This is a genomic window from Pseudomonas monteilii NBRC 103158 = DSM 14164, assembly GCF_000730605.1.
Classification (GTDB): domain Bacteria; phylum Pseudomonadota; class Gammaproteobacteria; order Pseudomonadales; family Pseudomonadaceae; genus Aquipseudomonas; species Aquipseudomonas monteilii.
In genome coordinates this window covers 1-12,882 of the sequence record NZ_BBIS01000058.1, presented here as the reverse complement: position 1 = coordinate 12,882, position 12,882 = coordinate 1, and the positions used below count along the sequence as shown (strand labels likewise).

Genomic DNA, 12,882 nt, shown 5'->3' with positions numbered 1-12,882 from the left:
ATCACTCCAGCTCAAGGCCGAGGTGTTGGGCAACCTGATCGGTTACGTTCAACCCTGCAGGGGCATTGAGGGCTACCGAGGAGTTGATGACCAGTACCCCTGAATCGGTGTATGCCTTCAGCACATTCTGAAGGTCAGTCACAAATGTGAGACCGTCTGCCTGCGCTTGCTCGGGGCTCATTCCGGCCTTATCGAGCGTTCGCTTCATCTGCGCATTGGCGAGCTTTGTGCCGTCCACCAGGACTACCTGGGCGCCAGAGTTGATGTTCTGTCCGGCGAAGTGATAGGCCATAAAGCTGGTAAAGCCGGATACAGCGAGAGCCACGACGGCGCATGTCAGAAAGGAAACACCACCAGGTGATTGCTGGGCTTTACTAACACTCGCTGGCTTCGTCCTCACCTGGTCGTCATCAGGGCGGATTTGTTCCCCGGGTTGTTGTTGGCTGTCCGCGGTATCAGTCATCTCGGCGTTTCCTAGTAGCGATGTAAAGAGGCAGCGCTCAGCGCGCAGTTGTTTGTGGAAGCATAACACGTAGCATTACGACAACAGTATTATTTGAGGCAACAAAAGCCCGGTTGATGACCGGGCTGTGAACAGGCGTTATCTGCTGCCTACTAGGCTGCTGAGCTTTGGCGAGCCATGAAGTTGTTGACGGCCTCTACGGCATCAATGCCACGGTCAAGATCGTCGAGGATCTCGTTACGAGCTGCGCCTTTCGAGGAGAACGTCACGTTGTGGAATTCATCTACAACAAGGCGCACGATGCCCCAGTCGGTTTCGCTACGCTTGACCATGATCTCGCTGTACTTGCCGGGCATGGTGTGCACCGTCTTCAGCATGTGAGCCCCGTAAGGTTCAATCTTGAACTGCTTGCTGTCGATCGCAGAGTCAATCGACTCAGATTTTTGCTGCAGGATGAACTGCCAGGCCGAGTTCGCGGCGATAGCCTCGGTATTTTTCGACGCATAGACATCGCCGATAGCCTGCGTGACCACCAGCACCGCCCCGTCTTCTTTCCGCGCTTTACGGTATGCGGCGACCATTGCCTTGGCCATCATTGGGTCGTCGAGCATCTCCCAGGCCTCATCGACAATGAGGATTTTTTTCCGGCCCCGTTCGCCCAGTTGAGCTTTGTACATGTCATGGTTGATACGCGAGATCAGCTGCAGCAACACCACCTGTTGAAGCGCTGGGCGCCCTTTCAGGTCGCTCAGCTCCATGCAGATGAACGCATTGCTCATATCCAGGTTGTTCTCGCCATCGAACCACTTGGTGTATTGGCCACCGGCGAACGGGAACAGCTGGCGCCCCAGTCGCAGGCACTCTGGGTCGTCTGACTGGTTGATGAACCAATCAGCGACGGCGGTAATGGTTGCGCGGTTGCCGAACTTCTCCCAGGTACTGGTGATGGCCTGTTCAACTCGGGACAGCTGGTAGTCGTCAAGCGTGTCCTCGGGGGCGGCCATCTTGGCGATGGTGGCTTTGAGGATATCCATTTCTTCGTGCAGGTCTTCAACGTGCGTGAAGGGGTTCAGACACACATCCGAGTCAGGCTTGAACTCGATGAATTCACCGCCAACCATCTTGCACAGCTTGAGGTAACTTCGGCCTGCGTCAATCACCCACAGCTTGGCGCCTGCAGCGAGGTAATCCGCGGCTATTTTTTGTGTCAAGAACGACTTGCCAGCACCAGCCTCAGCAAAAATGATCCCGCTGTAGTTGGTGCTCGATTCATACAGATCAACCAGAGCCGGCTGGCCGCGGCGGGTGAGCATGAGCATAGCGCCGGCCATTCCGCTGCCAGTCCATTCACCGAGTATCGGGAGGAACTGGCAGGCATGTCGCACTGCCATCGTGTGGAATCGATAGAGGTTCTTGACCCCTTCCTTTGTGGTATTCAATGGCAGCAGGTTGTTCCAGAGCGCTTCCAAAATGCGCCGGTCTTCCCGGAGCTCGAAAGCCAGAGACGTGTAGTAGGCCTGCAGGCCGGCGGACAGCTTGTTCAGGCGCTGCTTGTCACGCGAGAAGAGGAAAATCGTGAAGTTCACCTCAACGATGATCGCGCCTTTGCCGTCGATCTCGTGGATTAGAGTGTCGATACCTTTTTTCTTGTAGCTGAGGATGGGTATCAGGTGTGCTGTCGGCCCAAAGACCTGGTGGTTGATGATTGAGGACGTTTGCTTAACTTCGTCCTTCTTCACGACCTGATCCGGATAGTGGATGGTCAACACCATGTAGTACGGCTCGGTGATCTGGTTCGAGAGTCCGTTGGGATCGCCGATCATGTGGTTCATGATCGCGAGGCTGGTGCGCTGCGGGAAGTGTTTAACGCTCAGCGCTTTCGCGTAGTGAGCGCCGTCATTGAAATTGATGGTCGACGGATCATCGTAATTGATGGAGTCGCCTGGGTAATAGATCTGATCCTTGATCAGTTGCTCTTCGTCGTAGTGTGACCGGGGAGAGTTCCACAGGTTTGTGAGGATCCGCATGAGCACCAGATAACCTACAGCATCGAGCTGGAACAGGTTCAGCGACGCTGCCTTGAGAGCCTCTGTGATCCGGTCGGCCGATTCTTTCGTGGCCGCGATGTCAGCATCGTCTGGGCGATCGTTACGGCACGGGAATTTGACCGTAACGATAATGCGCTGACGGTTGAGCATCACACCGCTGCGCTGGACCAGCGGGACATCGACTCCGCCACTAATCAGATTCGCATGCTGGCGTGAGAGTGCCTTGAGGATCGGGTTGAGCGCAGGTTTGCTGTTCAGATATGCATCGATGTATTCGCCGACATCGGGGCTCTCAAGCATCGCAATCTGAATGTAGGTGCCTGGAGCAAAGCTCATGCTCAGAGCAGACTGGAGTTTGTCAACAGTCGAAGCGCTGGCGCCTGTCAGGGCGTCGGAAACAAAACATGCCCCGAGATAATGTTCATTACCGTCGGAGCAAAAGAAGATTTTGGAGTCGGGATCGATCGCCCGGACATTGAGTTTTTCTTGAGGGGTAGATTTTCTGTCCCCTTTGAGAGTCGCTTTCGAGGCTGCCATTTCACTGTTCGCCATAATTGGTGGTTGAGTAGGCTTGGAAGGCCTGGAGGGCAACCCGCAGGCAGAGCCAGTTGAAAAGGCGCACTAGCGACCTAGTGCGCCTTGAGGGGCGTTACAGCGTTGCGGTGAAGATGTTCGTCAGTACGCCTGGGCCAACGCTTGCAGAGAGCGCTACGGCTACCCCGGTCACAACGGCCATGACCGATTGCTTGACCACGCCGATTGCCAGGCCGGTACCCAGAGCGCCGAGAGCAAAGACCTTACCGAGGGAGCCGGTCATCCAGCCGTCGAGACTGGTAACGATCTCGGTGAAGGTGGAGTCGGAGCCTGCGGTCACGTCGGCGGCGACAGCCAGGCCGATAACAGCCATGCTCAGCAGTGCACGCTTGTCGATTTTCTTGAATGGAGCAGCTGCTACTGCGGTGGTTTCGATTTGTGCGATTTGTGCGGTCATTGTGTAGCTCCCAGTGTTATCAGTTCAGATTGATGTCAGTTGTGGATGGGATTGCGGACGACGAAACTTGTGGTCCGTAATTGGTTGGTTCTGCAGCAACGTTTTCCGGTTTAGGGGCGGGAACGTTAACTGGCGGTACAGCAGTTAACTCAAGATGAGGAACCACCATGCCTTGGCCGGAATATTCGGATTTACCAAACGACCAGGTGCGCGGTTGAATCTCGGTGAAGAGGTAGGATGGAAAGTGCAAATCGTCCTTGCTGTCGATCCAGGGAGCGATCCAGATCCGCATAACCTGGGCTGGAACTCGGACCGGACGGGCAAGATCTGCAACAACAGGCCCTGGCACACCATTCGACACCTTGAGGTTATGCTCAGAGCCGGCAGTCTTTCCCATATCGTCACCGTACTTTACGTTCGGTGCCTTTTGACCAATTGGCATATCGCTGTCAGTCAGCGCGGGGCTTTGTTCAGTAGATTTGTAAACAGCCATTGGCGACTTACAAATGATGCCTTGTGGCATGCCAGGACACGAGAACTCGTCTTCATCGGCGGTATTCAGCCAGGACGAACAGCCACTGAGAAGAGCAATAGGCAACAGCGCTGCGGCTAATGCAGAACGTTTCATAAAATTACCTTTCATCATTTCAGTTCGATCCCTTTCACCAGCATGATCGTGACTTTTCGGCCGGCGTCGATTTCAACAACCGGTGTCATTTCGCGAGCCAACTCCATGTAGAATTTGGCTACTTCATTTGCGGATGTAGAGAAACCTTTAGCAACACCAGTTTGCAGAATGGTCGAAGCATCAGCGCTTTGGGTTTGAGTTGTGCTGTTATCACCCAAACTTAATTGAGGGATTGTTTGCGGAGTCATACCTTGAGCCAGGCCGGAGAGACCGCCGGCAATCAAGGTTTTGGCAATCATTTGGCCCTGCTTCGATACGAGCCGGCCGCGCATACCTACCCGCCCATCTTCGCCAACGATGTAACCTTCCATCTTCCCTTCAATGATCTTGCCGTCCTTGCGTACGCAGGAGAATGTTTCGGTCCGAAGCATGGCGCGTTCGCTTGAGAGAACGCCGTAGCCAGATGCCAACGCAAAGCATTCTTTGACGTCGACGTTGTACTTGTTGGGAAGCACTGCATCAGACTTGATGCGCATGGTTGTCGGTACAGGGTTTTTCTGTGTTGTGGCGCTGGTCGGAGCGTCCATACCGTTCAGCAGCACTGCTTCGAAGAACGAGCCGGCTGGCATTGCTGGAGTTGGCTTCTCTGCCTGCTTTGGGGCCTCGCTACGTGTAGTTTGCGTGCCACCGGTGATCCGCAGAGTTGCTGCTTTCGGCTTGGCTTCCTGCACGGCTTCACCAGTGCCAGTGGCAGTTTCATAGCCAGGCAATGCGCCATTCAGAGCTGGTGCTGCACCAGCCTTGCCCAACTCCAGTTTTTCCAGTCGATCACTCATGCGCTTCAGTTCGCGAAGCGTGTCTTGAGTCACTGGGTCTGGTTTCTGCATACGCTGCTGTTCTTCGAGTGATCGCAGCCGATCATCCCTGCGATCTTGTTCCATCTGTTTGATCGATCTGCCGAACTCATCGAGCCGCTTTTTCTGTGCATCCATCAAAGCCATGAGTTGCTCGGGAGTGTTGTTATTCCCACGAGGCAACAGCAGTTTCGTATCGGACGTCGTGCTGGCTTTCGCGTTGGCCTTAGGTTTGTCATTGCCGACAATTACTGTGCCGACAATCATCAGAAAACTGAAAAGGCCGGCAATGGCGAAGATAGTTCGCATACGCGGACTAAGATTGTTCCACTTTTCCTTCAGCTGGTCATTAATCGCCATGTTTAATTCCTCGTTGCCGACTTATCAGAGACGATGAATACGTCAGTGGTCATGCCGGCACGAAGAGTGGCGGTTGGAAAGAATGAAACGGCCCGGACGCCTTCGCTGTAGAAAGTGCCCTCGTCAAGGTCAACGTCAGTTTTAGAGGTTCCTTGCAGGCTATAACGATAGATATCGTATTCTGGCCCAGAGTAGCGGACTTTCGGGTAAGCAATTACATTGCCGATGTTAGCTGCCGATGCCGGCAGCAAACCTTCGCTGAAACCTTCAGGGGTTTTTCCGAGGGCTGCTTCACGGAGCACATAGCGGATAGTGTCGGTGTAATTGTTGCTGTCGGGAGCGTGGTTTTCAGACCCATGACCACCAGGCTCTGCCATTGGCTTGTCCAGCTGCAACGTAATCGTCTGCTGCGGGAGTTCCTTTGGAATCAGGGTCAAGGAAATAACTGGGTCATTTGGATTGGAGCCGGTCACGTAAAGTGCGACAGGCTTATCCTTGGTTTTCATCGTCGCATAAAGAGATTGGCCTATCTGGGAGATATCCAAATCGTCAGGCTGTTGGTCTACAGCTTTAGGTGAAGCGAACGGTGTGGAAATACGGTTCGGCAAGATGTTCGAAACGTAAATGACTTCGTTCCGGTCTGAGCTCACGCGAACAACCTGGGTGCGCGAATCAGATTCGGCACCGGGCATCACACCCAAGCCTGGAAGTGGCTGCGCTTCGACAGGTTTGACACGTTTTGCGGCTGTAGGAACAGGCGGTAGCTTGACTTCCGTCATCCCATCAGCCCAGGAGATGGATGCGTGGATGGTGGCCAGCACGACTAAAGCAATGGCTGAGCGTTTCACTGAAGCGCCTCCTTGGTAGGTTCTGCTGGCTTAGGTGGGTGAGACTGAAGCCACTTGAGTGTTTTGGGGTTGTTGCCTGGATAGTGGTTAAAGCCCTCAATCCATGGGCGGCCTGCGCGCATCTCGATGACGTACTCGACCACCTGGTAGTCCTGCTTCGGCCTGCCAACTGCGCTGCGCGTTTCCATCGAGCCGAGAATGAAGACCTTCTTCGTATCCTTCTCGTAGCTGATGTCTGTGGGGGTCCAGGACACGGAGCCGGCATTCGTTGCGAACACGGGATCGTTGGCCAGCACAAACATCTGCTTGCGAACGTCCGCGTAGATCTTCGGATCAACGAAGGCGCTCACGGAGTCGGCGATGAAGTTCACGTTCTTCGGCGTGACGTTGCCCATCAGCGTTGAGGCATAGAGGCCAAAGGACTTGAGGTACTCGTCGTCCGCGTTGTTCCAGCCCACTTTCACCGCCTTGTCCAGGGTTGGTGGAACTAAGCGGGTTGTTTCGTGCTGCCCCATTTGGTTGATGGAGAGCAGCGCAACTGCTACCGAAAGGCCTACGTTCGACAAGATCAGGAAGCTGGTGAGACTTTTCAGCCCCTCCATCGTTTTCTGCATGGACTTGATTTTCATTGCGGCCCCTGTGCGTTACTGGATACATAACGCGTACGAATAAAAGCATGTGAAAGCATTAGTAGAAGTAGTCGCGCTTCAAGGAATCGTCGTAGTGCTTGTTCAGCGGCATAACGCCTGCCCAGTAGCAAAGGTGGCGAAGAACACCATCCAGCGCACCGCTTTTGAACCGCTTGAACCGCTTCACTGCATACCAGCCGCCGGCGAGGGAAGCGATCGTTGCCCAGCCCCCTAGCGCGATGCCTGCGCCCAGGCAGCCAATGAAGATCACCGCTTCATCGATCTCCCAGAAGAGCAATTGCGTCTGGCTGTCTACGTAGCGCGGGATATCGATCTCTTTCACAGAGACTTCTCCGCAGCTTTCACGATGTCGACCTCAACCCGACGGTTCAACGAACTGTCGGAATTCGAAACTGGGTCGCGCTTGCCCCGGCCGTAAACCTTGATGTTTTGCTTCTTAACACCTTGCCGGATCAGGTAGCGCGCAGCTTCGATTGCCCGGCTCTCGGAGAGGTGCTGGTTGTAAATCGCCTCACCCACTTCGTCCGCATAACCGATCAAGGTAATGGTGCTACCGATGCGGAGAGCGTCAGCGATCACGTTTGTCAGCGGCCACCAACCGGTTGGTTTTGTTTTGTCGAAGTCGAAATAGAGCGTGGTCCGTGTGTGACGTGCTTCCTCGGCGATCCTTGCATCCTCTGCATCGAGCAGAGCCTCTTCTGCCGGCATCAGAGCGCGAGGCTTAGCTCGCTCAGTCACGGTCCAGATTGGGCGTTCGGCTTTCTGCTGGGTGTCACGAATAGATTCAACGAGCGCGTGACCTGCATGCGCAGGTTCAATCGCAACGCCGTAGCTATCAGGAACCACCACCTGTCGCACATCAACGGCACCTGCGGTGCTTGCTGAGAGCGCAAGCGATGCAAGCAGAATGGCTCTGTTCAAGGTGTTCATAGGATACTCATTGGTTTTGATTGCGAAATAACACGTAGCGATAATACAGGCAGGATGCTTTTTGTTGCAACAGTCTGTTGTGGCGCATAAAATATAGTGACGTGTTACGTATTGCAATCGCTTTTGATGCGTTCGACGTCTAACCCGCCCCACCTTATCAGCAGCTGTGCTTCATACCTCTGCATTAGGTATTCCCTCTTTGCAGAGTCGTAGGAGTCAAAAATGCAAACCAGAACAGAAGCAGCATCCCACCAAAGTCAGGCCAACGGCGATTCGCTGTGGGTCGGCCAGGGCCAAGCCGCGGCTTCTATCGGCCTGGAGGTGTGGAAAAAGGTAGAGGTAACCGACCCTGATGAGACCAAGTCATTCAACAAGGGGGGGTTCCAAGGGACCGCGATTGCACCCATCTACCAGGTCAAACGTGCCACTGAGGCCTTCGGGCCGATTGGTCTTGGCTGGGGTGTCGAGCTGATCAGCGAAGCGTACATCGACGGGAAGCCGTTCGTAGTGGATGGCCAAGTAGTTGGCAAAGAGGTCATTCACAAAGTCTACGTAGAGCTGTGGTATCTGCAGCACGGTTTCCGCGGCTCAGTGAAGCAGTTCGGAGCGACCGTCTACATCACCCGAGATGCCTTCGGAATCATCTCTAGTGATGAGGACCACGCCAAGAAGAGCTTTACGGACGCGACCTCGAAATGCCTGTCGTTGCTCGGCTTCAGTGCTGATGTCTTCACTGGCAAGTTTGATGACTCGAAATACGTCGAAGGCCTGCGGGCGGACAAGCAGCAAGGACAGGCAAGCGATGCAACTGCAGGTACGACCACCCCGGACGGGGCTGGCCAGTCGGACACCCAGGAGCAGGCAACTTCGCAACCTCCCGAGAAGACTCGGTATCAGAAGTACAAGGACCAACTGACACATATTGAACAAACGGGTCAGACCGTGAAAGACGTTCGTGGTACGCGGGAGATCATCTCGCAGGACAAGCTCCTGTCGCAGATGGAAATCCAAACGCTCTTGCAATCGCCACTGTTGCGCTTACCAGCAGATGAGCATGACCAAGCCAATGCGCAGACTGATAAGTCGAGCGTGTTTCTCTAACCCCCACAACCCGAGTGCCTCACGGCGCCCGGGTTTTTTTGTGCGTAGCTAAAGGCTCACCTCCATGAGTATGGATCAGATACTTCGCTCGAAAATTGGCGGCTTCAAAGACACTCTGGCACTGAGCTCGATCGGTGCTGGAGGTCTTTTGACATCGCCTTTCTTCAGCTCAGTGCCGGCCACCCTCCCCCTCGCCATGGGAGCTGCGGGTGCGGCATACATGGGCAACCGTGTCTTTGATTTCTGGAAAAACCAGCTCCTCCTTGAGTCGAAGATCAATATCCGTTCGGCTACCGACCTTGCGAACGGTGATGGCTTGCTGCTTGGCTTCACCACTGACACAGGCCAGCCTGTACGTGTCCCTGATGAAGACTTCATGCGACATGGTTTTATCCTGGGCCAGTCGGGCGTCGGTAAAACTGTCTTGGGTAAGCTGATGATGTTCCAGCAGATCCAGCGTGGCGGAGGTCTGACGTTCATCGACGGCAAGATGAACGCGGACGACATTCAAACGATCTACCAATACTGTTGCTGGGCGGGCCGCGAGCAGGACCTTTTGATCCTTAACCCGGGCAACCCATCGCTCAGTAACACCTACAACCCCATTCTGCGTGGTGACCCTGATGAGGTCGCCGCTCGCATCCTGTCGATTATCCCGTCCACCGAAAATAACCCTGGCGCTGACCACTACAAACAGTCGGCGAACCAGGGCATCACTACCCTCGTAGCGGCAATGCAAGCTGCAGGCCTCGCCTACAACTTCATCGACTTCACCATCCTGTTGATGAACCACAAAGCGATCGAGGAGCTGGAAACACTGCTGAAGAAGTCCCAGCCACACAACCCAGCCACCAAAAACCTTTCCCTGTTCCTTGAGCAGTACAAGGTTGGTGGAAAGCCGGGCATGGAGAACATGGTCGACATCAAGCGGATGAAGGAGACCTTCGGTGGTCTTGGCGGCCGGATGTACATGTTCGGTACGGGAAAATTCGGTGATGTGATGAACACCTATGCCCCGGAGATCGACCTGTTCGAAGCTATTCGGGCGAAGAAGATCATCTATGTCGCGCTCCCAACGATGGGTAAAAACGAAGCTGCCGCCAACTTCGGCAAAATGTTCCTCGGTGACATGCGGACGGCCATCTCATGGATCCAGGCGCTGCCAGAAGAAGAGCGCCCTAACCCCCCGCATTTCAATTTCATGGATGAGCTGGGTAGCTACGCTGTTCAATCCTTGGCTCGTCCCTTCGAGCAGGGGCGAAGCGCACAGATGGCGCTGTTCCCAGCCGCCCAGACCTTGGCCAACCTGGATGTGGTTTCCCCTGACTTCAAAGAGATGGTCATCGGTAACACCTGGACCAAGATCTTTTTCAAGATCGGTACTCAGGCGACAGCCGTCGAGTGTGCAGACCTGATCGGTATGAAGATCGGCGTCACGAAGTCATTGAGTGGCACACAGAATGAGAGCAGCAGCACGCCGCTTCTCAATGTGGCACCAGAGGGTGGCACCGGGGCCGCCGCGGGCATGTCGATCGGCGAGCGTGAGCAAGAGGAATACAAAGTCTCGCCGGATGACCTCAAAGCGCTCGGCAAGGGCGAATGCATCATCCAGTACGGCGGCGATCAGATCTTCAACGTTCGGGTACCGATGATCAGCATCGACCGGAAGCTGCAGAAGGAAATCGGCCCCATCCGAATTAATCACTTCCGCAGGGCGCCCGTGAAGGGCGCAGATTTCTTCAAGAACAGCGACAAGTACCTCGGTGGCAGCGGTCTGCCCACTGGCGGGCGGAAAAAACCACAGGAGCAGTTGAGAGATGAATAGCCTCACGTCAAAGGGCGGTGATGTTGTGCCCGGGCATACCCTTGTGCTCGATGAACATTCCGAAGGTCAGGGGCAACTGATCAGGGCGGTGATTCGGAGTCGAATTACTGCCGGCGCTGCTGTCTTCGTTGTTGGGGCGTCGATCGACGAATCACTGCTGGCAGCCATGATCAGCGCCAGCACAGCCGTTGGCCGGGGCGCCGATCTACTCATCGTAAACCCTAGCAGTCCGGCGTTGAGCCACACCTACAATCCGGTGCTGCACACTGCTCCAACCAAGGTTGCCAGCCATGTCTTGAATTTCCTCGCGGATAAGGACGCGACGGGCGCATACAGTTCAGCTCCAAGTGCAGCGCTCGTTCGAGCGATTGTGTCCTCGCTGCAGCTTGCTGGCCTGCCCTACTCGTACCTTGATCTCGGCATGTTTGTGATGAAGCCAGACGCTATCGAAGCGCTGGAGGAGTATATGGCCTCAGCATTCCCCCATTCAGTTCAGCTGGGAGCCCTTCAGCAGGCCTGCAAAGCTTTCCAGGACGCTGCCGGTGATATCTGTGTGGAAAAGCTGAAAGGAAGCTTCTCGGGGCTCGCTGGGAGCTTGTGCATGCTCGGCGCCGGTAGAGCGGGTGAAGTGTTCAACAGCTATCACCCAGACGTGGTGCTACATGGGGCTCTGGTAACGCGGAAGATCGTGTATCTCGCAATCCCCTACATTGGCCGAGGCCGAGCTGCGTCAAACCTGCGCCGCATTGTGATCTCGAATTTGGCGGATGCCGTAGCGCGTTCGATTGGTGAGCCTTCCGATCCCACTGCGCTGGCGGTGTTCACTGATCCTGGTGGTTGCAATGACCCCAGCATCGAGCAGTTGCTCTCGCCAGAGACTGAACAGGTATTGAGCGTTTGGGTTGCGGCTGGGTCGCTTGACGATCTTGGGCGTGAGTCTTTGGACCTTCGCGAGGCTTGTCTGAGCCGGGCGCGCAACGTGGTGCTTTTCAAACCCCAATCCGATGCGACGGCACAGGTCTACTCCCAGCTGCTGGCGACTGAATCGGAACAGGTCCAGAGCGAGGGGACGCTGATTCAAAAACTGAGATCGATGAGCAGCACTGACTACGCAATTGTTTCCGGTGAAAACCAGGTTATTTGGGCACATGTAGCTGCCCCGGGCAAAGAGAGGGTCACCACCAGTGCGGACATCAGAAGGCCTACCAGGCGCCTGCATGCCCGGGTAGCCGGCGCAGACCAATTCACGCAAACAGTTCCGGTTTAAGGGTGGGGCCAATGAACGAATTCACTGATATGCAACTGGGCAACGAGGAAGAAAATGATGTCTTCGGATCTGAGCTTCTATCTGACGATTCTGGCGGTCTTTCTGATCCTAGCGATGTTCGTAACTGGCTTGAGAGCTTTGATAGCGCCAATCTTTTCGAAGGTCTTGACGCCTTCGATCTTGATGGCGCTGCAGACGACGCTCAAGTGGATTTTCTGGGGGCTGACGAAACTGTGGTCGAGTCATATCCTTTTGCTGAAGAACTTGGGCTCGCCGCACTCAATAATCTATCCAACACTGGAGCGCAAAGACGAAAACTGAGGAAGGATGAGCTACGCCGGCTTGATGAGGAGGATTTTGAGGATGGGGTTGCGCGCCTTGCTTTCCGCATCATCAAGGCCAACGTCGAGGCCTTGTTCGCGAAAAAGCTTCCAACCGAGGTGTATGTCACTGCGGCGCAGTGGGTATTTGGACCGACCCTTGGCGACTGGGCTTTTGACAAGTGCTGTGAAGTGCTCGGCGCTCGCAAGGACGTCATCCGCTTGCGGATCCACTACGAATTCTGGCTACGCTGGTATGTGTTCCCGGTCGAGTTCCCTTTCATGATCGACCCCGTGCCCGAAGCTGTTGCAGATGAGATCTTCATTCTGGCCGGCAATGAGGGGTTCGATCTTGCTCGGGTAGCATGGGGGCAGCCCGGCATCCGATCTGCAGAGCTCCTGGCTCAGGCGTCCCAGGGCAATGTCACTGAGGCCTATCGTTCGGCTCTGGAGAGACTTTGTGATCGGTACATGCTGAGTCAGCAGAATGATTGTTGGTACCTCACTGGCCGTAACCCAGCACTGAGGGCCGTGGACCTGGCTCTGTTGCCCCACAAGCCCTTGGTTAACCAGATCTCCTGGTCCAGCATGTTCTAA

13 protein-coding genes are annotated in these 12,882 nt (G+C 55.0%); 4 read left to right on the top strand and 9 right to left on the bottom strand.

Features of this window, described 5'->3' with window-relative positions; all coding sequences use genetic code 11:
• Position 1 precedes the first annotated feature (1 nt).
• The 9 genes from PM2_RS25645 to PM2_RS25610 form a co-directional block, all read right to left on the bottom strand.
• Positions 2-463, bottom strand: a complete 462-nt coding sequence (locus PM2_RS25645; protein ID WP_016486964.1) for a hypothetical protein — start codon at positions 461-463, stop codon at positions 2-4.
• Positions 464-615: 152 nt separating this feature from the next.
• Positions 616-3,048 carry a type IV secretion system protein TraC gene (gene traC, locus PM2_RS25640; RefSeq protein WP_028699872.1) on the bottom strand — a complete coding sequence of 811 codons (2,433 nt, stop codon included), beginning with the start codon at positions 3,046-3,048 and terminating at the stop codon, positions 616-618.
• Between the two features lie 112 nt (positions 3,049-3,160).
• Positions 3,161-3,502 carry a TraA family conjugative transfer protein gene (gene traA / locus PM2_RS25635; protein WP_016486962.1) on the bottom strand — a complete coding sequence of 114 codons (342 nt, stop codon included), beginning with the start codon at positions 3,500-3,502 and terminating at the stop codon, positions 3,161-3,163.
• Between the two features lie 19 nt (positions 3,503-3,521).
• Positions 3,522-4,148 carry a type IV conjugative transfer system lipoprotein TraV gene (gene traV, locus PM2_RS30335; RefSeq protein WP_201766676.1) on the bottom strand — a complete coding sequence of 209 codons (627 nt, stop codon included), beginning with the start codon at positions 4,146-4,148 and terminating at the stop codon, positions 3,522-3,524.
• Positions 4,145-5,344 (bottom strand): TraB/VirB10 family protein, encoded by a 1,200-nt coding sequence (locus PM2_RS25630; protein ID WP_028699871.1) that lies wholly within the window; start codon positions 5,342-5,344, stop codon positions 4,145-4,147. Before PM2_RS25630 ends, traV begins: the two co-directional genes overlap by 4 nt.
• Positions 5,345-5,346: 2 nt before the next feature.
• Complete coding sequence (locus PM2_RS25625; protein WP_016486960.1) at positions 5,347-6,192, bottom strand: TraK domain-containing protein; 846 nt, start codon at positions 6,190-6,192, stop codon at positions 5,347-5,349.
• Positions 6,189-6,821: a TraE/TraK family type IV conjugative transfer system protein gene (locus tag PM2_RS25620; RefSeq protein ID WP_016486959.1), complete on the bottom strand. Its 633-nt coding sequence runs from the start codon at positions 6,819-6,821 to the stop codon at positions 6,189-6,191. The genes PM2_RS25625 and PM2_RS25620 overlap by 4 nt, the downstream gene beginning before the upstream one ends.
• A 58-nt stretch (positions 6,822-6,879) precedes the next feature.
• Entirely contained in the window at positions 6,880-7,164 is a 285-nt protein-coding gene (gene traL, locus PM2_RS25615) for a type IV conjugative transfer system protein TraL (protein ID WP_016486958.1), read from the bottom strand.
• Positions 7,161-7,772: an OmpA family protein gene (locus PM2_RS25610; protein ID WP_016486957.1), complete on the bottom strand. Its 612-nt coding sequence runs from the start codon at positions 7,770-7,772 to the stop codon at positions 7,161-7,163. Before PM2_RS25610 ends, traL begins: the two co-directional genes overlap by 4 nt.
• Positions 7,773-7,994: 222 nt before the next feature.
• On the opposite strand from PM2_RS25610, the gene PM2_RS29565 reads away from it, so the two are divergent.
• The 4 genes from PM2_RS29565 (at position 7,995) to PM2_RS25590 (ending at position 12,882) form a co-directional block, all read left to right on the top strand.
• On the top strand, positions 7,995-8,873 hold the full coding sequence (locus tag PM2_RS29565) for a hypothetical protein (protein WP_016486956.1): 879 nt from the start codon (positions 7,995-7,997) through the stop codon (positions 8,871-8,873).
• 64 nt (positions 8,874-8,937) lie between these two features.
• Positions 8,938-10,698 (top strand): type IV secretory system conjugative DNA transfer family protein, encoded by a 1,761-nt coding sequence (locus PM2_RS25600; RefSeq protein WP_028699870.1) that lies wholly within the window; start codon positions 8,938-8,940, stop codon positions 10,696-10,698.
• A complete protein-coding gene (locus tag PM2_RS25595; protein ID WP_016486954.1) occupies positions 10,691-11,965 on the top strand; it encodes a type IV secretory system conjugative DNA transfer family protein in 1,275 nt (424 codons plus the stop codon). The genes PM2_RS25600 and PM2_RS25595 overlap by 8 nt, the downstream gene beginning before the upstream one ends.
• 11 nt (positions 11,966-11,976) lie before the next feature.
• The gene (locus PM2_RS25590) at positions 11,977-12,882 is read left to right on the top strand and encodes a hypothetical protein (RefSeq protein WP_016486953.1); all 906 of its coding nucleotides are present in this window, start codon (positions 11,977-11,979) and stop codon (positions 12,880-12,882) included.

Bases quoted from the DNA above. Each gene is read 5' to 3' on its own strand.
- PM2_RS25645 (WP_016486964.1), bottom strand. From the start codon at position 463: ATGACTGATACCGCGGACAGCCAACAACAACCCGGGGAACAAATCCGC.
- traC (WP_028699872.1), bottom strand. From the start codon at position 3,048: ATGGCAGCCTCGAAAGCGACTCTCAAAGGGGACAGAAAATCTACCCCT.
- traA (WP_016486962.1), bottom strand. From the start codon at position 3,502: ATGACCGCACAAATCGCACAAATCGAAACCACCGCAGTAGCAGCTGCT.
- traV (WP_201766676.1), bottom strand. From the start codon at position 4,148: ATGATGAAAGGTAATTTTATGAAACGTTCTGCATTAGCCGCAGCGCTG.
- PM2_RS25630 (WP_028699871.1), bottom strand. From the start codon at position 5,344: ATGGCGATTAATGACCAGCTGAAGGAAAAGTGGAACAATCTTAGTCCG.
- PM2_RS25620 (WP_016486959.1), bottom strand. From the start codon at position 6,821: ATGAAAATCAAGTCCATGCAGAAAACGATGGAGGGGCTGAAAAGTCTC.
- PM2_RS25610 (WP_016486957.1), bottom strand. From the start codon at position 7,772: ATGAACACCTTGAACAGAGCCATTCTGCTTGCATCGCTTGCGCTCTCA.
- PM2_RS29565 (WP_016486956.1), top strand. From the start codon at position 7,995: ATGCAAACCAGAACAGAAGCAGCATCCCACCAAAGTCAGGCCAACGGC.
- PM2_RS25600 (WP_028699870.1), top strand. From the start codon at position 8,938: ATGAGTATGGATCAGATACTTCGCTCGAAAATTGGCGGCTTCAAAGAC.
- PM2_RS25595 (WP_016486954.1), top strand. From the start codon at position 10,691: ATGAATAGCCTCACGTCAAAGGGCGGTGATGTTGTGCCCGGGCATACC.
- PM2_RS25590 (WP_016486953.1), top strand. From the start codon at position 11,977: ATGAACGAATTCACTGATATGCAACTGGGCAACGAGGAAGAAAATGAT.